This window comes from Luteimonas sp. TWI596 (assembly GCF_039674105.1).
Classification (GTDB): domain Bacteria; phylum Pseudomonadota; class Gammaproteobacteria; order Xanthomonadales; family Xanthomonadaceae; genus Luteimonas.
In genome coordinates this window covers 20,304-41,326 of the sequence record NZ_JBDJMU010000009.1, presented here as the reverse complement: position 1 = coordinate 41,326, position 21,023 = coordinate 20,304, and the positions used below count along the sequence as shown (strand labels likewise).

The 21,023-nt window shown below is 69.5% G+C and carries 18 protein-coding genes; 6 read left to right on the top strand and 12 right to left on the bottom strand.

What is annotated here, in order from left to right:
- Positions 1-27: 27 nt before the first annotated feature.
- Together ABE487_RS08675 and ABE487_RS08670 are read right to left on the bottom strand one after the other, a co-directional pair.
- Positions 28-1,707 (bottom strand): AarF/UbiB family protein, encoded by a 1,680-nt coding sequence (locus tag ABE487_RS08675; RefSeq protein ID WP_346452220.1) that lies wholly within the window; start codon positions 1,705-1,707, stop codon positions 28-30.
- The gene (locus tag ABE487_RS08670; RefSeq protein WP_346442276.1) at positions 1,707-2,213 is read right to left on the bottom strand and encodes a CinA family protein; all 507 of its coding nucleotides are present in this window, start codon (positions 2,211-2,213) and stop codon (positions 1,707-1,709) included. The genes ABE487_RS08675 and ABE487_RS08670 overlap by 1 nt, the downstream gene beginning before the upstream one ends.
- 183 nt (positions 2,214-2,396) lie before the next feature.
- Here ABE487_RS08670 and ABE487_RS08665 point away from each other — a divergent pair, with 183 nt between their 5' ends.
- From ABE487_RS08665 to katG, 4 genes are all read left to right on the top strand, one after another.
- Positions 2,397-5,027, top strand: coding sequence for a hypothetical protein (locus ABE487_RS08665; RefSeq protein WP_346452221.1), 2,631 nt, complete (start codon positions 2,397-2,399; stop codon positions 5,025-5,027).
- 245 nt (positions 5,028-5,272) lie between these two features.
- On the top strand, positions 5,273-6,211 hold the full coding sequence (locus ABE487_RS08660; RefSeq protein WP_346447570.1) for a cytochrome c peroxidase: 939 nt from the start codon (positions 5,273-5,275) through the stop codon (positions 6,209-6,211).
- A 65-nt stretch (positions 6,212-6,276) separates the two neighbouring features.
- Entirely contained in the window at positions 6,277-8,874 is a 2,598-nt protein-coding gene (gene mutS / locus ABE487_RS08655) for a DNA mismatch repair protein MutS (RefSeq protein ID WP_346452222.1), read from the top strand.
- A 518-nt stretch (positions 8,875-9,392) separates the two neighbouring features.
- Complete coding sequence (gene katG / locus ABE487_RS08650) at positions 9,393-11,648, top strand: catalase/peroxidase HPI (RefSeq protein ID WP_346452223.1); 2,256 nt, start codon at positions 9,393-9,395, stop codon at positions 11,646-11,648.
- A 58-nt stretch (positions 11,649-11,706) separates the two neighbouring features.
- Here katG and ABE487_RS08645 read toward each other — a convergent pair whose 3' ends face one another.
- The 10 genes from ABE487_RS08645 to ffh form a co-directional block, all read right to left on the bottom strand.
- Positions 11,707-12,333: a glutathione S-transferase family protein gene (locus ABE487_RS08645; protein WP_346452224.1), complete on the bottom strand. Its 627-nt coding sequence runs from the start codon at positions 12,331-12,333 to the stop codon at positions 11,707-11,709.
- Positions 12,334-12,381: 48 nt separating this feature from the next.
- Positions 12,382-13,107, bottom strand: coding sequence for a YafY family protein (locus ABE487_RS08640; RefSeq protein WP_346452225.1), 726 nt, complete (start codon positions 13,105-13,107; stop codon positions 12,382-12,384).
- A gap of 27 nt (positions 13,108-13,134) precedes the next feature.
- A complete protein-coding gene (locus ABE487_RS08635) occupies positions 13,135-13,548 on the bottom strand; it encodes a S4 domain-containing protein (protein ID WP_346452226.1) in 414 nt (137 codons plus the stop codon).
- A gap of 143 nt (positions 13,549-13,691) precedes the next feature.
- On the bottom strand, positions 13,692-14,135 hold the full coding sequence (gene rplS / locus ABE487_RS08630) for a 50S ribosomal protein L19 (protein WP_183426030.1): 444 nt from the start codon (positions 14,133-14,135) through the stop codon (positions 13,692-13,694).
- Between the two features lie 143 nt (positions 14,136-14,278).
- Entirely contained in the window at positions 14,279-15,034 is a 756-nt protein-coding gene (gene trmD, locus ABE487_RS08625; protein WP_346447595.1) for a tRNA (guanosine(37)-N1)-methyltransferase TrmD, read from the bottom strand.
- 169 nt (positions 15,035-15,203) lie between these two features.
- Positions 15,204-15,731, bottom strand: coding sequence for a ribosome maturation factor RimM (rimM, locus tag ABE487_RS08620; RefSeq protein ID WP_346447596.1), 528 nt, complete (start codon positions 15,729-15,731; stop codon positions 15,204-15,206).
- Positions 15,732-15,767: 36 nt separating this feature from the next.
- Positions 15,768-16,028, bottom strand: a complete 261-nt coding sequence (gene rpsP / locus ABE487_RS08615; protein ID WP_047136289.1) for a 30S ribosomal protein S16 — start codon at positions 16,026-16,028, stop codon at positions 15,768-15,770.
- Positions 16,029-16,117: 89 nt separating this feature from the next.
- On the bottom strand, positions 16,118-16,942 hold the full coding sequence (locus ABE487_RS08610) for an aminotransferase class IV (protein ID WP_346452227.1): 825 nt from the start codon (positions 16,940-16,942) through the stop codon (positions 16,118-16,120).
- On the bottom strand, positions 16,939-18,018 hold the full coding sequence (locus tag ABE487_RS08605; protein WP_346452228.1) for a nitronate monooxygenase: 1,080 nt from the start codon (positions 18,016-18,018) through the stop codon (positions 16,939-16,941). The genes ABE487_RS08610 and ABE487_RS08605 overlap by 4 nt, the downstream gene beginning before the upstream one ends.
- Positions 18,015-19,385 carry a signal recognition particle protein gene (gene ffh, locus ABE487_RS08600; protein WP_346442265.1) on the bottom strand — a complete coding sequence of 457 codons (1,371 nt, stop codon included), beginning with the start codon at positions 19,383-19,385 and terminating at the stop codon, positions 18,015-18,017. The genes ABE487_RS08605 and ffh overlap by 4 nt, the downstream gene beginning before the upstream one ends.
- Before the next feature lie 116 nt (positions 19,386-19,501).
- Between ffh and ccsA the strand changes: the two genes are divergently transcribed.
- On the top strand, positions 19,502-20,290 hold the full coding sequence (gene ccsA, locus ABE487_RS08595) for a cytochrome c biogenesis protein CcsA (protein WP_346452229.1): 789 nt from the start codon (positions 19,502-19,504) through the stop codon (positions 20,288-20,290).
- Between the two features lie 27 nt (positions 20,291-20,317).
- Positions 20,318-21,022, top strand: coding sequence for a hypothetical protein (locus ABE487_RS08590; protein ID WP_346452889.1), 705 nt, complete (start codon positions 20,318-20,320; stop codon positions 21,020-21,022).
- Position 21,023 lies beyond the last annotated feature (1 nt).

The following is a 21,023-nucleotide window of genomic DNA, read 5'->3' as shown; positions in this document are numbered from 1 at the left end:
CATAGCGCCGCCCAGGCGAGATCCGCGTTACTTGCGGCCGCTGCGCCAGATCGACAGCAGGATCCACACACCGCTCAGGCCCGCGCCGACGAAACCGAGCACGCCCAGCGCCATCAGCCAGCGGTGCGTCGCGCCGCCGCTGACGCTGTTCATGACGATCGACGAGCCGATGATCAGTGCGGCGGTGACGACGCCGACCGTGAGCCGGTTGGCCGCAGCGTTGACCTGATCGCCGAACGACTTGAGCGAGGTCACCTCGATCTGCGCGCGCAGGCGGCCACGACGCGCGGTCTGCAGCAGACGGCGCAGATCGCGCGGCAGATCGGCCAGAAGATCGATCGTGCTCGACAGCGTACGTTGCCCGCGCCGCGCCAGCGCGCGTGGCGAGTAGCGCTGCAGCATCACCCGCTCTAGCCACGGCTGCGCGGTGCTGGTCATGTCGAACCCGGGATCGAGCTGGCAGCCCAGGCCTTCCAGCGTCAGAAAGGCCTTGATCAGCAGCGCGAGGTCCGGCGGCAGCATCAGGCCGTGCCGACGCAGCAGCCCAGTGATGTCGGCGAGCATCGCGCCCATCCGCAGATCGCGCAGCGGCAGACCGCGATACTGATCGACAAAGCCGTCGATCTCGCTCTGCAATCGGCCCTCGTCGACCTCGACATCGCTCGTCGTCCAGTCCAGCAGCACGTCGCACACGCTCTGCGGTTGCTGGGACACCAGCCCGTGGAGCAACCGCGCGACCTGGTAGCGCAGTTCCGGCGGCACGCGGCCGACCATGCCGAAGTCGATCAGAGCGATGCGGCCGTCGGGCAGGAAGAACAGGTTGCCCGGATGCGGGTCGGCGTGGAACAGGCCGTCCTCGAACACCATCTTCATGACGATCGCGCTACCCGCGAGCGCGAGCGCGTGGCGGTCGAGGCCCGCGGCCTCGATGCCAGCCAGGTCGCCGCCGGCAATGCCGACCACCCGATCCTGTACGTTGAGCCGTTCGCAGGTCCATTGCCAGTGCACCCGGGGCACGAGCACGGCCGGATCGTCGGCGAAGTTCGCCGCGATGCGCTCGGCGTTCCGGCACTCGGCAGCGAAGTCGAGCTCGCGCCGCAGCGACGCATCGAACTGGCGCACGACCTCCACCGGCCGGTAGCGACGCAGGTCCGGCGCCTGCGACTCGACGATCTCGGCCAAGCGCGCGAGCAGGCGCAGGTCGGCTTCGACGATCTCACGGATCCCGGGGCGCCGCACCTTCAGCACCACCGGCGTGCCGTCGTGCAACCACGCCAAATGCGCCTGCGCGAGCGAGGCGGCGGCGATCGGCTCGGGCTCGAACCTTGCGAACGCAGTGTCCGGCGCCTCGCCGAGGTCTTCGACCAACTGGGCGTGGATCGCCGCGTACGGCACCGGCGGCACGCGGCTCTGCAGCCGGCCGAGTTCTTCGATCCAGTCCGGCGGCAGCAGGTCGACGCGCGTGGCGAGGATCTGCCCGAGCTTGACGAACGTCGGGCCCAGGTCCTGCAGCGCATGGCGCACGCGCTCGGGTTGGGTCATGCGCGCGGTGTCAGCCGCGTGGAGATGCAGCAAGCGACCAGCACGTTCGAGCGCCCCGGCCATGCCGATGCGCTGCACGACGTCGCCGAAGCCGTAACGCACCAGGACTGATGCGATCTCCTGGATGCGGCCCAGATCCCGGACCGTGGCGAGCGTCTCCCACATCAGTCCACGTCCAGGGTCGCCTCGAGTCCGCGTAACGCCGCCGCGACCGTCTGCCGCCGCACCGCTTCGCGGTCGCCGTCGAAGTGATGGATCTGCGCGCGCGCATAGTCGCCGCGCCGCTTCCACGCGATCCACACCGTGCCGACAGGCTTGTCGTCGCTGCCGCCGCCGGGCCCGGCGATGCCGGTCACCGCGACCGCGATGCTGGCTCCGGAGTTGACCAGCGCGCCGGACACCATCTCGATTGCGGTCTCACGGCTGACCGCGCCATGCGTCTCCAGCGTCTGCAGGCTGACGCCCAGCAGCGCCTGCTTCGCTTCGTAGCTGTACGCCGCCAAGCCGCAATCGAACCAGTCCGAGCAGCCGGCGATGTCGGTCATCGCCTTGGCGATCCAGCCGCCGGTGCAGCTTTCGGCGGTCACCAGGCGATGGTGGCGGTCGCGCAGCAGGCTACCCAGCCGGGCGGCCATCGCCTGCAAGGTCGCGTCATCGGGAGTTGCGCTCATCGTCCTGCGTGCCTGTTCAAAGGCCTGTTTTACCGCATTCGCACGCGCGCGTCGCGCATTCAGGGAATTGACCCGTCGCCGCCATCGCGCGATCATGCCGCGCCGCCAGCATCAGGGCCGTTCCAGGTTTCCTCGCCAGCACATGGGCATCCCCGCCCGTCTCTTCGCTGACAGGAACCTTGCATGCACCGCCTCGCCCTGGCCGTTTCGATCGGCCTGCTCGCCATGTCCGCCCATGCCGCCGGACAGTCCCCCGCCACCGCCACCGCCACCGCCACCGCCCCCGCTCCGTCCGATCACCGCGCCACCGCGCCGATCGCGACAGGCGAAGACGTGCCATCCGCGACCTCGCTGCGCTTCGGCCCGCTGCGCGTGCCCGGCCAGCGGATGCTTCGCTATCAGGAAGGCATGACCCTGGACGAGGCCGATATCCAGCAACAGCCAAAGGGAAATGGCGACATCGGCACACTGCTACGGATCAACCCGGCCGTGCAGTTCGACGATGCGCGCATTGGTTCGTCGCGACAGATGGGCGAGATCCGGCCGGCCGACATCAGCATCCATGGCGGTCTGTTCCACCAGAACCTGCTGCTGGTCGACGGCGTCTCGTTCAACAACGACCTCGACCCGGGGGGCGGCTCTCCATCGAACCCTCACCTCGTTGACAGTGTGCCCAGCCCCGCCCAGGGCATCGCGTTGGACACCGACCTGCTCGAACGCCTGACGGTCTACGACAGCAACGTTCCGGCCGCCTTCGGCGGCTTCACTGGCGGCGTGGTCGACGCCAAAACGCGGCGTGCCAACTCGGCGTTCGGTGGCAAGACCTGGTTCCGTATGTCGCGCTCGGTGTGGAACGAGCTCATCGTCCCGGAGGGCAACGAGCAGGCCTTCGTCGAATCGGACACGTGGACCAACCAGCCGGTATACGACAAGTACAAGCTGGGCGCGATGCTCGAGGGGCGTACGACACGGGGCATCGGCCTGATCGGCACCGTCAGCCGTACGCGTTCGGATATTCCCCTGCGCGCCTACAGCAACGGCGAGATGAGCTCGAGCGATGCCAACGTCAAGGAACAGCGGCGAGAAAATACCAGTGTGAGCCTGCGCGCCAATTACGCACCGACCGATCGACTGGAGATCGGCGCAGGCATCACCTATGCCCCGAGCAACGACCTCTACTTCACCAAGAACGCGAAGGACTCCTGGTTCGAACTCCAGCAGGGCGGGCCGGTCGCCAATCTCACTGGGTCGTGGCGTGGCGATGCCTGGACCTTCGATGGCCGCCTCGGCTACAGCGACATCGACAGTTCGCGTCGCGTCGACGCGGCGATCGATTACTGGAAGACCTGGGCGCGTTCGGAAGACAAGAACTGGACTCCCGAAGGGAACACAAACGCCATTGAGGGCAACTGGGGCAATATCGATCAGAGCACGCGCAACATCACGGCGTCGTTCGGCGCACAACGCGCGCCCCTCCGGTGGGGGCGAACCGAACACCGCCTACAGGCCGGTGTCGACCTTCGCGACCGCCATGCGCAGTATCACCGCCTCAACGATCATCACAGCTACATCAGTCCGAGACCCACGACCTCCTGCACCGGTCCGGATGGCACAGAGGACACCGTGTCGTGCTCACTGGCACCGGTCTATCGTACGCAGACAAATCGCGTGATTGCCGGCCAGGGCCAGTTCCAGAGTACGCACAACCTCTATCGGGCCGGTCGCTTCGATGTGCGGGTACGCGAGTTCAGCGCCTATGTGCAGGACGATATCCAACTCGGCCGCGTGAGCCTGCGGCCAGGCCTGCGCTTCGACATGGACGACCTGATGGACCGCAACACCCTGGCGCCGCGCCTGGCGGCGAGCTGGGATGTGTTCGGCAGCGGAGACACCCTGGTCACAAGTGGCGTCAATCGCTACTACGGCCGCAGCCTGTTTGGCATGAAGCTGCGTGAAGGACGCGAAAATCTGCAGACCGAGTACGCGCGCACGACGGTTGCCGATGGCTGGCGGACGAAAAAGGCCTTCACTGCGAACAATCGCTTCGAGACGCTCCACGTGCCCTACAGCGACGAGGTCAATCTCGGTGTCCGCCAACGCTTGCAAGGTTACGTCGCCGACCTCAAGTACGTCAGGCGCCAGGGGCGGGACGAGATCATGCGCGAGCGCGTCGCGTCAGACGACGACACCGGATTCTTCTCGTCCTATGTCTACCGCTACGTCAACACCGGCCGCAGCGACAGCGAAACCGTCACGCTGGCGGTCGAGATGCCGACCTGGCACTGGCGCGATACGCACACCACGGCGCGCCTGGCCGCCGACCATACCGATATTCGCCGCAACTACGCCAACTACGACGTCAGCTTCAAAGACGGGACCTATAACCGCCGGGTCCGCTACAACGGCACGCTGATGCATGCCTATGAACTGCCCCAGGACGGCTTCAACCGGCCGTGGACCGCACGTCTGTCCACACAGACCCGCTTCGAGGCGCTGCGTCTGTCGTGGAGCAACTTCCTGCGCTATCGCGCCGGCCACCTGAACTTCGTCACCGTGGGCGAGGACGTGCTGGAGGAGAACGGGCAGACAGTCTCGGTCGACGTCATCGAGGAACGACACAACCCGAGCACCTGGACCTTGGACTCGACGCTCGAGTACACCCAGCCCCTGCGAGACGGGCAGGAAGCCTATATCCGGGTGGAAGCACAGAACGTCTTCAATCAGCGCAATCGCATGACCAGTGTGACCACCACGATCAATACCCTGTACGAACCGGGACGCACCTATTGGCTCGAAGCCGGGTACCGCTTCTGAACCTGACCATGCGACCGTGCCCCCGCCCGCATCGTCATCGCACGCTGCCGGCATTGCTTTGTTTCCTGGTCTTTGCGACGTGGACGGACGCGGCGTCGCCGACGATGCCTTCGGCGGCGGCAAGCGCCCCTGACGCCTGCGCAAACCGCCAGCGGACGGGCGGGCCGCCTGTCGACTTCGCCTGCCTGCGCCGTGTCTACACGCAACCTCGCGAACGCTGGCCGGCGCCGCACGTCGATCCGGGCGTGGCCTGGCAAGAACTTGCACCCCTGCCACGCACGCCCCCGACACCGGCCAACAACCCGCCCACGCCCGAGCGCATCGCGCTCGGCAAGCGTCTGTTCGAGGACCCGCGGCTGTCGCGCTCGGGCCAGATCGCCTGCGCGAACTGCCATGACCCCCAGTTGGGCTGGGCCGACGGGCGCAGTGTATCGTTCGGGCACGACCGCCAGGCCGGGCGCCGCAATGCCATCTCGGTGGCGACCAGCGCCTGGATGCGTACGCTGTTCTGGGACGGCCGGGCGGCCTCGCTCGAAGACCAGGCGCTGCACCCGCTGGTCGACGGGCGCGAGATGGCGAACCGGTCGCTGGCCCCGGCCATCCGGCGCGTGCGGCGCGATCCGGCCTACCGCGCTGCCTTCGCGGACGCCTACGGCAGCGATCGCATCGACGCGCAGTTGATCGCCAGATCCCTGGCGACCTTCCAGCGCAGCCTCGCACCGCGTACCGGGCGGCTGGATCGGTTCCTCGCCGGCCGTAACGACCAGCTCGACGATCGCCAGCTGTGGGGCCTGCACCTGTTCCGCACGAAGGCGCGCTGCATGAACTGCCACAGCGGCCCCGAGATGACTGACCACGCGTTCCACAATCTCGGGCTGCACTTCCACGGCCGCCGCAGGCAGGACCTGGGCCGCTACGAAGTTACCGGCGATCCGGCGGACGCGGGGAAGTTCCGCACGCCGTCGCTGCGCGGCGTCGCCCGGACCGCGCCGTACATGCACAACGGTCTGTTCCCCCATCTGCTCGGCGTGGTGCGCGCGTACGACGCCGGCATGCCGGCGCCGCGGCCAACGGCCGCCCAGCGCGACGATCCGACGTTTCCGCGTCCCGATCCGCTGCTGCGACCCCTCGGGTTGCAGCGCGAAGAGATCGAGGCGATCGTCGATTTCCTCGAGCAGCTCTAGCGGCCGGCGGCGGGGAGCCGGGCGTTGAGGCAAAATGGCCGGCCGGCTGGCCCTCCCGAGACGCAATGACCGCCCCCCAGCACACGCCCCTGATGCAGCAGTTCTTCGCCGCCAAGGCGGAGCACCCGGACGTGCTGTTGTTCTTCCGCATGGGCGATTTCTACGAGCTGTTCTACGACGACGCCCGCAAGGCGGCGCGGCTGCTCGACATCACGCTGACCCAGCGCGGCAATTCGGCCGGCGCGCCGATCCCGATGGCCGGGGTGCCGCACCACTCGGCCGAAGGCTATCTGGCGCGGCTGGTCGCGCTCGGCGAGTCGGTGGCGATCTGCGAGCAGATCGGCGACCCGGCCGCGAGCAAGGGGCTGGTCGAACGCAAGGTGGTGCGCATCGTGACGCCGGGCACGGTGACCGACGAGGCGCTGCTGCAGGAGCGTCGCGACACGCTGCTGATGGCGGTCGCGCGCAATCGCGCCGGCCATTACGGGCTGGCCTGGGCGGATCTGGCCGGCGGGCGCTTCCTGGTCTGCGAATGCGCCAACGAGGACACGCTGGAGGCCGAGCTGGCGCGGCTCGACCCGGCCGAGCTGCTGGTGCCCGACGAAGACGGCTGGCCTGCGTTCCTGGCCGAGCGCAGCGGCATGCGCCGGCGGCCGCCGTGGCTGTTCGACGCCGATTCGGGCCGCCGCCAGTTGCTGCAGTTCTTCGGCCTGCACGACCTCACCGGCTTCGGCATCGACGACCGGCCGCTGGCGATCGCCGCAGCCGGCGCGTTGCTGGGCTACGTCGAGGAGACCCAGAAGCAGCGGCTGCCGCACCTGACCTCGATCGCGGTGGAAAGCGGCGACGGCGCGATCGCGATGAACGCCGCCACGCGGCGGCACCTCGAACTCGACACCCGCGTCGACGGCGACACCCGTAACACCCTGCTCGGCGTGCTCGACAGCACGGTCACGCCAATGGGCGGGCGCCTGCTGCGCCGCTGGCTGCACCGGCCGCTGCGCGATCGCGGTGTGCTCGGCGAGCGCCTGCACGCGGTCGAGGCGCTGATCGAAGACGGCGCCGATATCGCGCTGCGCGAGCGCTTCCGTGCGCTCGGCGATCTGGAACGCGTGCTCACACGCATCGCGCTGCGCTCGGCGCGGCCGCGCGACCTGTCCACGCTGCGCGACGGCCTGGCGCTGCTGCCCGACCTGCGCACGACCCTGCAGGCGATCGACTCGCCGCGCCTGCGCGCCTTGCACGACGCCCTCGGCGAGCACGGCGAGCAGGCCCACCTGCTGGCCACGGCCCTGGTCGAGCAGCCGCCGGTGCTCGCGCGCGACGGTGGCGTGTTCGCCGACGACTACGATGCCGAACTGGCCGAGCTGCGCCGGTTGAGTACCAACGCCGACCAGTTCCTCGTCGATCTGGAAGCGCGCGAGCGCGAGGCCAGCGGCATCGCCACGCTCAAAGTCGGCTACAACCGGGTGCACGGTTACTTCATCGAGATCGGCAAAGCGCACTCGGCCAAAGCGCCGGCGCACTACACACGGCGGCAGACGCTGACCAATGCCGAGCGCTACATCACCGAGGAACTCAAGCAGTTCGAGGACAAGGTGCTGTCGGCACGCGAGCGTGCGCTGGCCCGCGAACGCCTGCTCTACGAGCAATTGCTCGACGCGCTCAACGCCAGCCTCGACACGCTCAAGCAATGCGCGGGCGCGCTCAGCGAACTCGACGTGCTCGCCTGTTTCGCCGAACGCGCGCAGGCGCTGGACTGGTCGCGCCCGCAGCTCGACGCGCATCCGGGCGTGCGCATCGAGCGCGGCCGCCATCCGGTGGTCGAGGCGGTGCGGCGCGCCCCCTTCGAGCCCAACGACCTGGTGCTCGGCGACGGCCCCGAGTTCGGCGACCGCCGCATGCTGGTCATCACCGGCCCGAACATGGGCGGCAAGAGCACCTACATGCGCCAGAACGCGCTGATCGTGCTGCTCGCGCACATCGGCAGCTTCGTGCCGGCAGCCCGCGCGACGATCGGCCCGATCGACCGCATCCTCACCCGCATCGGCGCTGGCGACGATCTCGCCAAGGGCCAGTCGACCTTCATGGTCGAGATGGCCGAGACCAGCTACATCCTCCACCACGCCACCGACGCGTCGCTGGTGCTGATGGACGAGATCGGCCGCGGCACCTCGACCTACGACGGACTCGCGCTGGCCGACGCCTGCGCGCGCCACCTCGCCGGCCGCAACCGCAGCTACACGCTGTTCGCAACGCACTACTTCGAACTCACCGCGCTGGCGCAACCCGGCAGCGGCATCGCCAACGTGCACCTGGACGCGGTCGAACATCGCGACCAGCAGGGCAACGAGACGCTGGTGTTCATGCACGCCGTCAAGGACGGGCCGGCCGACCGCAGCTTCGGTCTGCAGGTCGCAGCACTGGCCGGCCTGCCCAAACAGGTCGTGCGCGACGCCCGGGCGCGGCTGGCCGAGCTCGAACAGCGGCGCCACGATGCGCCTGCACCGCCGATGTCGGCCGATGCACTCGGCGCGCCGCAGCAGATCGGTCTGTTCGCGCCGCCGTCGGCCGCGGTCGAGGCGCTGGCCGGGATCGATCCCGACGCGCTGACGCCGCGCGAAGCCCTTGAGGCGTTGTACCGGCTCAAGACCTTGTTGTAAGCGGCAGCCTCCCGCGCGATCGATCGGGATCGCTGTCGCGCGTCATCGGCGCGGCATGCCGCGTCCCGGTCCCGCTGTCGCATGTGCCCCCGGCGCTCGTCGGACGCGGCGACTTCCCGCTGCGTTCGGGTCGCGATGGCCGCGGTGCCCAGCGGGCGCTCAAGCGGATGCCGTGCCTTGACGCGCCTACCCGCGTGCAACCGTCCGCGGCGAGATTGCCGTCACGCGAGGGGCCGGGGACCCTATTCGATAGCTTCAACCTATCGAACTCAGGAAAACAATCGATTTCAACTTCCTGATCGACGCGTCTAATCTGCGGGCTCTCCCATACAGATCGGCCCGCCCACCATGCACCTTGCGCCCTCGCCCGTTACCGGTGCCACCGCGTCGCCAGCGCCGCACGCCGGCGACTGAGTTCCCGCCCCGGCTTGCCTGCCTGGCGCCGCCCGACCCTTTCCGAACTTCCGCGCGCGCGTCCCGCAATCGCGCCGCGCGCCACCGACCGACAAGGTAGCCCCATGTCCACCGAAGCCAAATGCCCCTTCCATCACGACGCCGCGGTCCAGGGCACGAGCAACCGAGACTGGTGGCCGAACCAGTTGCGGGTCGATCTGCTCAGCCAGCATTCGTCGAAGTCCGATCCCATGGACGCGGATTTCGATTACGCCGCCGAGTTCGAGACGCTCGACTACCACGGCCTCAAGCGCGACCTGCGTGCGCTGATGACCGACTCCCAGGACTGGTGGCCGGCCGACTTCGGCCACTACGGCCCCTTGTTCATCCGCATGGCCTGGCATGCGGCCGGCACCTACCGCACCGGCGATGGCCGCGGCGGCGGCGGCCGGGGCCAGCAGCGCTTCGCCCCGCTCAACAGCTGGCCCGACAACGTCAATCTCGACAAGGCCCGGCGACTGCTGTGGCCGATCAAGCGCAAGTACGGCCGACGGATCTCCTGGGCGGACCTGCTGATCCTGACCGGCAACGTGGCGCTGGAAACGATGGGCTTTCGCACCTTCGGCTTCGCGGCCGGGCGCGAGGACACCTGGGAGCCCGACCAGGACGTGTACTGGGGCCGTGAGACGACCTGGCTCGCCGGCGACGTGCGCTATGCACACGGCTCGGAGGGTGTCGAGAAACCCGGCGACGCGGCGGTGCTGGTGTCCGACGACGATGCCGACGGCGATGTCCACACGCGCCGGCTCGAACGTCCGCTGGCCGCGGTGCAGATGGGGCTGATCTACGTGAACCCGGAAGGCCCCGACGGCAACCCCGACCCATTGCTCGCCGCGCACGACATCCGCGATACCTTCGGCCGCATGGCGATGGACGACGAGGAAACGGTCGCGCTGATTGCCGGCGGCCACACTTTCGGCAAGACCCACGGTGCCGGTCCAGCCGAGCATGTCGGTGCAGAAACCGAAGCCGCCGACCTGGAGGAACAGGGGCTGGGCTGGCGCAGCAGCTTCGGCTCGGGCAAGGGCGGCGACACGATCACCAGCGGCCTGGAAGTGACCTGGACCACGACACCGGCGCTGTGGAGCAACAACTTCTTCGAGAATCTGTTCGGCTTCGAGTGGGAACTGGAGAAGTCCCCCGCCGGTGCGCACCAGTGGGTCGCCCGCGAGGCCGGCGACATCGTGCCCGACGCGCATGACCCGGCCAAGAAGCATCGGCCGCGAATGCTGACCACCGACCTGGCCCTGCGCTTCGACCCTGCGTACGGCAAGATCTCGCGGCGCTTTCTCGAGAACCCACAGGCCTTCGCCGATGCCTTCGCCCGCGCTTGGTTCAAGCTGACCCACCGCGACATGGGCCCACGTGCGCGCTACCTCGGCCCCGAAGTCCCGAAGGAGGCGTTGATCTGGCAGGACCCGGTGCCCGAGGCCGAGCACCCGTTGATCGACGAGGCCGACGTGGCAACGCTCAAGGCACAGGTGCTGGCATCGGGCCTGACGGTGCCCGAGCTGGTCGGCACAGCGTGGGCGTCGGCGTCGACCTTCCGCGGCAGCGACAAGCGCGGCGGCGCCAACGGTGCACGCATCCGCCTGGCGCCGCAGAAAGACTGGGCGGTCAACCGCCCCGAGCGACTGGCCCGCGTACTCGACGTACTGCAGCGCATCCAGCGCGCGTTCAACCTCGGCGCGCCGGGCGGCAAGCAGGTGTCGCTGGCCGACCTGATCGTGCTTGCGGGCAATGCCGGCATCGAGCAGGCGGCGAAGGCGGCCGGCCGCGAGATTGCCGTGCCGTTTTCGCCCGGCCGCACCGATGCGAGCCAGGCGCAGACCGATGTCGCATCGTTCGCGGTCCTCGAACCCGTCGCCGACGGCTTCCGCAACTACCTGGCCGGGCCCTCGGCGATTCCCGCCGAAGCGCTGCTGATCGACCGGGCGCAGCTGCTGACACTGACCGCCCCCGAACTGACCGTGCTCGTCGGCGGCCTGCGCGTGCTCGACATCGGCGTCGACGACGCCCGGCATGGCGTGTTCACGGACCGACCGGGCGTGCTGAGCAACGACTTCTTCGTCCACTTGCTCGACATGGACACCGCCTGGTCGCCCCGCTCCAAGGCGCGCGACGTGTTCGAGGGTCGCGATCGTCTAAGCGGTGCAGTGAAGTGGACCGGCACCCGCGTCGACTTGGTGTTCGGATCCAACGCCGTGCTGCGTGCGCTCGCCGAGGTCTATGCCAGCGACGACGCCCAGGACAAGTTCGTCGACGACTTCGTCGCGGCGTGGGCGAAGGTGATGCAGCTCGACCGGTTCGACCTGCGCTGATCTGCTTCGGCGCAGGCAACGCGGACGGCCGCACAATGCGGCCGTCCGCGGCCCGGCGTCAGCTCGCTGCCGGCACCTGCGCCGCCAGGGCATCGTCACGCTTCGCAGCCGCCTGGGCCGCCGGACGTGCGGCGTGGACGCGCGCGAACTCGACGAAGGCCGGCCGCGATGGCAGCGCGCCGATCTGCATGTAGTAGCCCATCATCGCGGCCATGTACAGATCCGCCGCACTGAACCGCTCGCCGGCCGGGAACGTCCTGCCGGTCACCGCCTGCTCCAAGGTCCGCATCACGTCGTCCGGATTCCCGTAGCCGGCCGCGCGCGCCGATGCGAGTGCGCCGGTTTCCTGCGCGGTGAGCAGCGATTCGAGCGGCCCGGCGAGGAAGAACAGCCAGCGGTAGTAGCTCCCCCGCTCGGGCGAACCGGGCGGTGGCGCCAGTTGCGTATCGGGGACGAGTTCGGCGAGATAGGCACACACCGCCGCGTTCTCGGTCACGACCGTCTCGCCATGGCGAATCGCCGGCACCTTGCCCATCGGGTTGATCGCCAGGTAGGCCGGCGACTTCATGCTGGTGTCGTACTCCAGCAGCACCTCTTCATAGGGCAGCCCCGTTTCCTCCAGCATCCAGCGGGCCACGCGGCCCCGGGACATCGGATGGGTGTAGAAGGTCAGTGTGTCGGTCATCGGGCCTGCTCGGTCTGGAAGGAACCGCCAGTCTCCGCGGCCCCGCTGTCAGCGGCTGTCAGCAGTGTCGCCGCCGGCCGGCGCCGTGTGCTGCACGGCACGCCGCTGGGCATGCCATCTGCGCAGCAGCTCGTGGCGGCGCACGGCGTAACGAACGCCGGTGTCCTCCAACGACACGACCCGGTCGGCGCGGAAGTGGCGGAAATCGCCGCGCGCCTCGCACCAGGCGGCGAGCAGGCGGGTCTCGGACAGGAAGGCCATCGCGAACGGCCAGATCGTGCGCACGCTGCCACGCCCGGCGACATCGGCGTAGTGCATGCGCAATGCGCGCTCGCCGCGGATCGCGCGCCGCAGGATCGGCAGCCAGGATTCGGGCTGCGATGGCGCCCAGTGCGGCGCGAACAGGCCGCTGGTTTCCACCTGCAAGCGCAACGCTTCAGGCAACACGCCGACCAGGCGATCGAGTGCACGCGTGGCTGCGTCCGCCAACTCCGGATCGGCGTGGCTGCCGACCCAGCGCGCACCCAGCACCAGCGCTTCGAGCTCCTCGTCGGAGAACATCATCGCGGGCAGCAGGAATCCGGGGCGCAGCTGATAGCCCACGCCGGGATCGCCATGGATCTCGGCGCCCTGCCCGCGCAAGGCCTCGATGTCGCGATACAGGGTGCGCAGGCTGATGCCCAACGCGTCGGCCAGTTCGCGTCCGGGGACCGGCAGGAGCCGACGGCGCAGGTCATCGAGCAGACGCAGCAGCCGTGTCGCGCGTTCGGACATGATTCCCGCCTCCAACCCGTGCCGATGCTACAGCGCGTCGATATCGCCCAGGGCCCGGATCAATCGCCGGGCGCGCTTGTCGGGCTTGTGCTCCGGCGCGCGATAGCCGGCGCGCTGTGCGCGCTGCTCGGCGACACGCGCCAGGCGTGCAGCGCGCGAGTCCTCCGATTCGGTGTACAGGCCCTGCGCCACGCTGGCCGGTCCGCGCGTGTCCGACAGGCCAGACACGACGACCTCGAACACTTCCTCGCCCCGGACCACACGCAGCGCATCGCCGATGCGGACCGCACGCGCGGGCTTGGCCCGCTGGCCACCGACATCGACCTTGCCGGTCTCGATCGCCTGCTTGGCCAATGCGCGCGTCTTGAAGAAACGCGCCGCCCACAGCCAGAGATCCAGACGGACGCTGTCGACGGCATGGGAGCCCGGGGCTTCGTTCATCGGTCCGATATCGGTGCGTCGCCCGCCAAATCAAGCCGCGATGCTCGGTCGACGGGCGGCATGTCGGAGATCCAGGTCCGAGGCCACAAACGCAGACGGCCGCCTTGCGGCGGCCGTCGTGCGACATCGAAACCGGGCCGGAGTTACTCGGCAGCCGGCGCCGGTGCAGCGGCAGCAGCGGCCTTGTCGGCGCGGGCCTTCTCGTTCTTGGCCTTCGCCGATGCCGACAGGTCTTCCTTGATGCGCGCCTTCTTGCCTTCCAGGCCGCGCAGGTAGTACAGCTTGCCGGCGCGGACCTTGCCGCGGCGCTTGACCTCGACCGACTCGATCTGCGCGCTGTGGCTCTGGAACACGCGCTCGACGCCGTAGCCGTGCGAGATCTTGCGCACGGTGAACGCGGAGTTCAGACCGGCGTTCTTCTTGCCGATGACCACGCCTTCGTAGGCCTGCACGCGCTCGCGGTTGCCTTCCTTGACCTTGACGTTGACGACGACGGTGTCGCCGGGGCCGAAGTCGGGAAGCTCGCGCGCGGTCTGGGCGCTTTCGAATTCCTGCAGCAGGGTGTTCAGAGAGGGCTTGGTGGTCATGGTCTTGGCCTGTTGGAGTCGTTGTAGGCGTGGTGCACGTGGACGCACGCTCTGGCATGGCGGGCACGATGGCCCGTTGTTTCGGTTAGCCGCGCATTATAAGCCCAGGCGCTCGGCGAATGCCACTGCCGTCGCCGCAGCGCTCAGGCGTCCGGATCCCGCTCCCGCTCGGCCCGCCAAGCCGCGAGCAGCCGTCGGTCGGCCTTGTCCAGCGCGGACTCGTCGAGCAGGTCCGGGCGCCGCTCGGCGGTGCGCCCCAGCGACTGCTGCCGACGCCAGGCGGCGATCTGGGCATGATTGCCCGACAGCAGCACGTCGGGCACCCGACCCAGCGCATGGTCGACCGGCCGGGTGTAGTGCGGGCAGTCGAGCAAGCCGTCGCCCTCGAAGCTGTCCTGCACCGCCGAATCGGCATCGTTCAACGCGCCGTCCTGCAACCGGGCCACCGCATCGACGACGACCGCCGCGGCCAGTTCCCCGCCCGAGAGCACGTAGTCGCCGATCGACAGCTCCTCGTCCACCTCGGCCTCGAGCAGCCGCTCATCGACCCCCTCGTAACGGCCGCACAGCAGGATCAGCCGCGGCAACGCCGCCAGTTCGCGCACCTTGGCCTGGGTCAACGGCCGCCCCTGCGGACTCATGTAGATCGTCCGCGCCGACGCCGGGTCGGCCGCACGCGCGGCAGCGAGCGCGGCCCGCAACGGCTCGATCAGCATCACCATGCCCGGACCACCACCGAACGGCCGGTCGTCGACCCGCCGGTAATTGCCCTGCGCGTAATCGCGCGGGTTCCAGCCCTGCAGCGTGACCAGCCCGCGCTCACGCGCACGTCCGACCACGCCGACTGCGGCCGCCTGGTCGATGAACTCGGGAAACAGGCTGACGACATCGATGCGGATGCCGCCGTGCGCGGCGGCTCGGGAGGCGGGATGCGTTTGCGCTTCGGACGACATGACGTTCCCTCCCGATCACGAACGACGAGACGGCTGCGACTGCCGATCCTGGGTGTGGCGCGGCTTCGCAGGCCACGACCTGGATCGTCCGCTCACCAATCGCGTCGCGCGGCGTTCAAAAATCCGCGTCCCAATCGACCGTCACCAGGCCGGCGTCGAAGTCGATCGAGACGACATAGTCGGGCACGACGAACGGGATCATGCGCTCGCGTTCGCCCTGGGCGACCAGCACATCGTTGGCACCGGTCGAAAACAGATGGGACACCGTTCCCAGGTCCACCCCCTCGAGATTGCGCACGCGCAGGCCCTCGAGGTCGACCCAGTAGTACTCGCCCGGCGCAGGCGGCGGCAGCGCCTCGCGCGGCACCCAGACTTCCAGCCCGCGCGCCGCCTCGGCGGCATCGCGGTCGGCGATGTCGGGCAGCGTGGCGACCACGCCCTTGGGCGTCTCGCGACCGCGCGCGCCCGACAGCGTGCGCTCCCCGCCGCGGCCGTCGCGCAGCACCCAGGGCTGGTAGCGGAAGATCGCGCTGCGCGGCTCGGTGAACGATTCGAGTTTCACCTCGCCACGCACGCCGAACGCGCCATGGACCTTGCCCAGCTGGATCATCCGCTGGGGAGGCTGGCGCGTCGGATCGTTCATCTCGGCATGGCCGCGCCCGTAGGCGCGGCCCATGGATCAGGCAGCGGCGACCGCAGCCTTGCCCGCTTCCTTGTACAGGGCGCGGACCTTGTCGCTCATCTGGGCGCCGTTCTTGACCCAGTGGTCGACGCGCTCGGTGTCGAGGACGACACGCTGCTCACCACCGGTCGCGACCGGGTTGTAGTAACCCACGCGCTCGATGTTGCGGCCGTCGCGCGCGCTGCGCGAGTCGGTCACGATGATGTGGTAGAACGGACGCTTCTTGGCGCCGCCGCGCGTCAGACGGATCTTGACCATTGCTTTGCTTCCTGTGTTGCCCAGTCGCCAGGGTGGCGAGGTAAGCCGGCGATTATAGCGGAAGCGGCCGCCGCCGGCGCAAGCACCGGTCAACGCGCGCCGCCCAGCGGCATCCAGGGCTGCGCGGCGAGCAGCGCGCGCAGGCGTCCGAGCATCGCCGCGTCGGCATCGAAGCGCCAGCCGTCGATCGACGCCACCGCACGCACCCCACCGCTGTTGCAGGCGAACGCGGCATCGAAGCCCGCGCAATCGTCCAGGCCGACACAGGCGTGGCGCTGCGCGATGCCCGCAGCCTCGAGCGCGCGCTGCAGCAGACCCTCGCTGGTGCCCCGCAACGCCGGCGCGACCGGCCAGACCACCGCATCGCCGGCGACGAAGCCGACGTTCCACAGTGCCCCCTCGCCGATGGTGCCGTCGGCATCGACCAGCAGCGCATCGTCGTAGCCGGCCAGCGCCGCCTGCCGGCGTGCATGCAGCAGCGGCAACGTGGCGGCGTGCTTGAGATGGGCCAGCGCACGCACATGGACGTGCGAGGCCAGCCGTAGCGGCGCGGCCGGCGGCGCGCGCGGCGGCGACAACGCGACCAGCAGCACCGTCGGCACCGCCTCGCCGCGCTCGACGGCCGGCATATCGCGCGAGAACGCCGCGATACGCAAGGTCGCATCGTCGACGCCAGCGGCCGCGACGGCCGAGGTCATCGCGTCCAACAGGGCGTCCCGGGCCAGCGGGCTGCCGAACAGTTCGAGGTTGGCCCCTTGCAACCGCTCCAGGTGCAGATCCAGACCCTGCACCGCGCGTCCGCGCACCTGCAGGGTCGAGAAATGCCCGTAGTTGACCAGGGCGGCGGCGAGGTCCGCCGCCTCGGCCGGCCGGCCGTCGATCCAGTGACTGACCGCGAGCGCAGCGCGCGTCACAGCAGCCCCCGGGCCTCGTCCCACCAGGCGCGCACGAGCTCGCCGGCCGGCCGCGCCTGCGCCAGCCAGGCCGATTGCCCTGCCCAGGCCTGCATCGCGTCGAGCCGGCCATCGCGGACCGCGGCCGCGCGCATCGGCGCGGTGAGCCCGCGCTGGACCGGGTACGGCCGGGGCGGTGGCGCATCGTCGGCAACCGCCGCGCGCACGTAGCCGGTCGCCAGCGCACGGCCGAGCCGGCCGCTGAACGCCCGGGTCGGCCAGCAGGCCTCCGGCTCGGCCGTGGCCAGCGCGTCCGCCCAGGCCGGTGCGATGGCCGCCTCGGGCGTGCGCAACAGGCCGGTGCCGATCTGCACCGCGCTCGCGCCGAGTAACAATGCGGCGGCGACACCGCGCCCATCGGCGATGCCGCCAGCGGCGATGACCGGCACCTCGAGGGCATCGGCCAGCCGCGGCAACAACGAGAACAACCCGACGATGCGGTGCTCGGCTTCGGCGGCCTCGAACGCACCGCGGTGCCCGCCGGCCTCGGCGCCCTGCGCGACCACCGCATCGGCGCCCGCGGCCTGCGCCTGCCGCGCCTCGTCGAGCGTGGTGACGGTCGCGAACCAGGCGATCCCGGCCGCCTTCAGACGTTCGACCTGCGCCGGAGAAAACACCCCCATGATGCTCGAGGCGACCGCCGGTCGCGCGGCCAGCAAGGCGTCGAACTGGGCATCGAAGTCGGCCGGCGAGGCGTCGCCGGCGGAGGCCGGCACCGCCGGCCCCCAGCGTTCGAGAAACGCCCGGGTCGCCGCTTCGGCGCCCGCGTCGCGCGCTGGCGGCGGGTCGGGAATCCACAGATTGACCTGCGCCGGGCCCGTGGTGCGATCGCGAAATGCGCGCATCCACGTGTCGATGTCGGCGGGCTGCGACAGCACCGCGCCCATCGCGCCCAGGCCACCGGCGTCGGCCACCGCCGCCGCCAACGCCGGCGGACAGGCGCCGGCCATCGGCCCCATCAGGACCGGAATCCGCAGGCCGAAGCGCGCGCAGAACGCATCGGCCCGCTGGCGCGCAGGGTGCGCGCCAGCGCTCACCGGAACGGCATGCGGCCCATGCCGCCCATCATGCCCTGCAGCCCGCGCATCATGCCTTTCATGCCGCCGCGGGCCATCTTGCCCATCATCTTTTCCATCTGCATGTACTGCTTCATCAGCTTGTTGACGTCGGCCGGGGTCGTGCCCGAACCGGCCGCGATACGCGCGCGGCGCGAGCCGTTGAGCAGAGCCGGATTGCGCCGCTCCTTCTTGGTCATCGAATCGATGATCGCGATCATCCGCGGCACTTCCTTGTTCTGCTGGACCTGCTGCTTGAGGTGCTCGGGCACCTGGCCCAGGCCCGGCAGCTTCTCCATCAGGCTGCCGATGCCGCCCATGTTCTGCATCTGCTCGAGCTGGTCCTTCATGTCGTTGAGGTCGAACTTCTTGCCCTTGGCGACCTTCTGCGCCAGCTTGGCCGCCTTGTCCTTGTCGACCTGGTGCTCGACCTGCTCGACCAGCGACAGCACGTCGCCCATGTCGAGAATGCGGCTGGCGACGCGCTCGGGATGGAAGACATCGAGGCCATCGACCTTCTCGCCGGTGCCGACGAACTTGATCGGCTTGCCAGTGATGTAGCGCACCGACAGCGCCGCGCCGCCGCGGGCATCGCCGTCGGTCTTGGTCAGCACCACGCCGGTCAACGGCAGCGCCTCGCCGAAGGCCTTGGCGGTGTTGGCCGCATCCTGACCGGTCATCGAGTCGACGACGAACAGCGTCTCGACCGGATTGACCGCGGCATGCAGCGCCTTGATCTCGGCCATCATGGCCTCGTCGATCGCCAGGCGGCCGGCGGTGTCGACCAGCAGCACGTCGATGAACGACTTGCGCGCATCGGCGATCGCCGCGCGCACGATGTCGACCGGCTGCTGCGAGGCCTCGGACGGGAAGAAGCGCACATCGACCTGTTCGGCCAGCGTGCGCAGCTGCTCGATCGCGGCCGGACGGTAGACGTCGGCGCTGACGACCATGACCTTCTTCTTGCGCTTTTCCTTCAGCAGCTTGGCCAGCTTGCCGACCGTGGTCGTCTTGCCCGCGCCCTGCAGGCCGGCCATCAGCACGACCGCGGGCGCCGGCACGGCGAGATTGAGTTCGGTCGCCTGCGCGCCCATGACCGCGGTCAGCTCGTCGCGCACGACCTTGATCAGCGCCTGGCCCGGGGTCAGCGACTTGAGCACTTCCTGCCCGACCGCGCGGACCTTGATCCGCTCGATCAGCGCCTGCACCACCGGCAGCGCGACATCGGCCTCGAGCAACGCGATGCGCACCTCGCGGGTCGCCTCGCGGATGTTCTCCTCGGTCAGGCGGCCGCGCCCGCGCAGGCGCTCGATGGTGCCGGACAGGCGCTGGGTCAGGGACTCGAACATGCGGGACTCGGGCTGGGTCAAAACGGTCGGCGATTATAGCCCGCGCGCCCGGTCGCCCCGGGGCGCGTCGATCGGCGGCAGGCGCGTTCGGGACGTTCCTGTGCGACACTTCCGCGATGACAATGGTTCTCATCGCAGCCCTGCTCTACCTGGCCGCGGCCATGGCGCTCGTGCACGGCGTCGGGCGCGACCCTGCGCCCGGCAACGCGTGGTGGGCGGTGCCGGCCGGTGCGGCCGTCGCGCTGCATGCCGCCGCGCACATGCTGGTGTGGCGCGATGTGGGCACCGAGCTGCACTTCTACGCCGCGCTGTCGCTGGTCGGCCTGGGCATGGCGGTGCTGACGATGCTCTACGACATCCGCGGGCGCGTCGCCGCGCTGGGTGTGATCGTGTTCCCGATCGCCGCTGCGGCGCTGATCTCCTACGGCCGGGGCGCACATGTCGCGTCCAACGTACCGGACTGGCGGCTGCAACTGCATGCCTGGTGCGCCTTGCTGTCCTACGCCACGCTCGCGATCGCCGCGCTGCTCGCGATGCTGTTGTGGGCGCAGGAACGCGCACTGCGCCGACGCGAATTCCATCGCTGGCTGCGCGCGCTGCCGCCGCTGACCGAACTCGAATCGCTGCTGTTTCGCACGATCGGCGTCGGGTTCGCGCTGCTGACCGCGACCCTGATCACCGGCGTGCTGTTCGTCGACGACTTCTTCGCCCAACACCTGATCCACAAGACCGTGCTCAGCGTGCTCTCGTGGCTGGCCTTCGGCGCCCTGCTGCTGGGTCGCTGGCGCCACGGCTGGCGCGGCCCGCGCGCGGTCGGCTGGACGCTGGCGGCGATGGCGCTGCTGGTGCTGGCGTTCTTCGGCAGCAAGTTCGTGCTGGAGCTGGTGCTCAGGCGCCCGGGCTGATCTCACCCATTGATCTGGAAGATCCGCATGCGCGCATGGATGGCCGCCCTGTTACTCGCCGCTGCAATGTCGACCGCTGAGGCGGCCGACGAATCGCCCTCGCCGATCTTCGGCCACATCGAGTTTCTCTGGACCGCGCCGATCGCGGGGTCCGGGGCTCGCCCGGTCGCTCAAGGCCTGTTGCGCCATCCGGAGGCACCCCATCTGGCCTGCTGGAAGACGCAGGACTTTCCGCAGCGCGCGGTCGATGTTCGGCTGGAGATCGACGACGGCGCAGGCCGCCACACGCTGTGGTCAGGCACCGAACCTGGCACGGAATCGAAGTTCGTCCGCTGCGGCACGATCGATCTCGCCGCGCTGGGCGTGACACCCGGCCTGCGTCGCATCGTCCTGCGTTTCGACGGGCAGATCGCGGCGCAGACCACAATCGAGGTGGCCGAGTCCCTGGCCTCCGCTGCGTTCGCGCAAGGCGACCGCATGTTCGTCCACGGACGTACTAATTATCCAGACGGTCTTGCACCTGCCGACTATGTGGGCCGATTCGTCTGGGTTCTGGGCTTCGGGCCGGACGGCCAGGTCGTGGACGTCCAGACTGAAGTCGCCGAAGGGCTGGCCGCGACGCGGTTGCGGACCGCGGGCCAAGCGGCCGCTCGGCTTTACCGGATCGGCCCTGACCCGACCAAGCCGCTGCGCCAATTCCGGCAGCCTTACGACATCCGGCCCGTTCCATGAA

Coding starts and splice junctions, on each gene's coding strand:
- ABE487_RS08665 (WP_346452221.1), top strand. CDS start 2,397: ATGCACCGCCTCGCCCTGGCCGTTTCGATCGGCCTGCTCGCCATGTCC.
- rimM (WP_346447596.1), bottom strand. CDS start 15,731: ATGAACGATCCGACGCGCCAGCCTCCCCAGCGGATGATCCAGCTGGGC.
- rplS (WP_183426030.1), bottom strand. CDS start 14,135: ATGACCACCAAGCCCTCTCTGAACACCCTGCTGCAGGAATTCGAAAGC.
- ABE487_RS08635 (WP_346452226.1), bottom strand. CDS start 13,548: ATGAACGAAGCCCCGGGCTCCCATGCCGTCGACAGCGTCCGTCTGGAT.
- ABE487_RS08590 (WP_346452889.1), top strand. CDS start 20,318: ATGCGCGCATGGATGGCCGCCCTGTTACTCGCCGCTGCAATGTCGACC.
- katG (WP_346452223.1), top strand. CDS start 9,393: ATGTCCACCGAAGCCAAATGCCCCTTCCATCACGACGCCGCGGTCCAG.
- rpsP (WP_047136289.1), bottom strand. CDS start 16,028: ATGGTCAAGATCCGTCTGACGCGCGGCGGCGCCAAGAAGCGTCCGTTC.
- ABE487_RS08645 (WP_346452224.1), bottom strand. CDS start 12,333: ATGACCGACACACTGACCTTCTACACCCATCCGATGTCCCGGGGCCGC.
- mutS (WP_346452222.1), top strand. CDS start 6,277: ATGACCGCCCCCCAGCACACGCCCCTGATGCAGCAGTTCTTCGCCGCC.
- ABE487_RS08670 (WP_346442276.1), bottom strand. CDS start 2,213: ATGAGCGCAACTCCCGATGACGCGACCTTGCAGGCGATGGCCGCCCGG.
- ffh (WP_346442265.1), bottom strand. CDS start 19,385: ATGTTCGAGTCCCTGACCCAGCGCCTGTCCGGCACCATCGAGCGCCTG.
- ABE487_RS08640 (WP_346452225.1), bottom strand. CDS start 13,107: ATGTCCGAACGCGCGACACGGCTGCTGCGTCTGCTCGATGACCTGCGC.
- ABE487_RS08675 (WP_346452220.1), bottom strand. CDS start 1,707: ATGTGGGAGACGCTCGCCACGGTCCGGGATCTGGGCCGCATCCAGGAG.
- ccsA (WP_346452229.1), top strand. CDS start 19,502: ATGACAATGGTTCTCATCGCAGCCCTGCTCTACCTGGCCGCGGCCATG.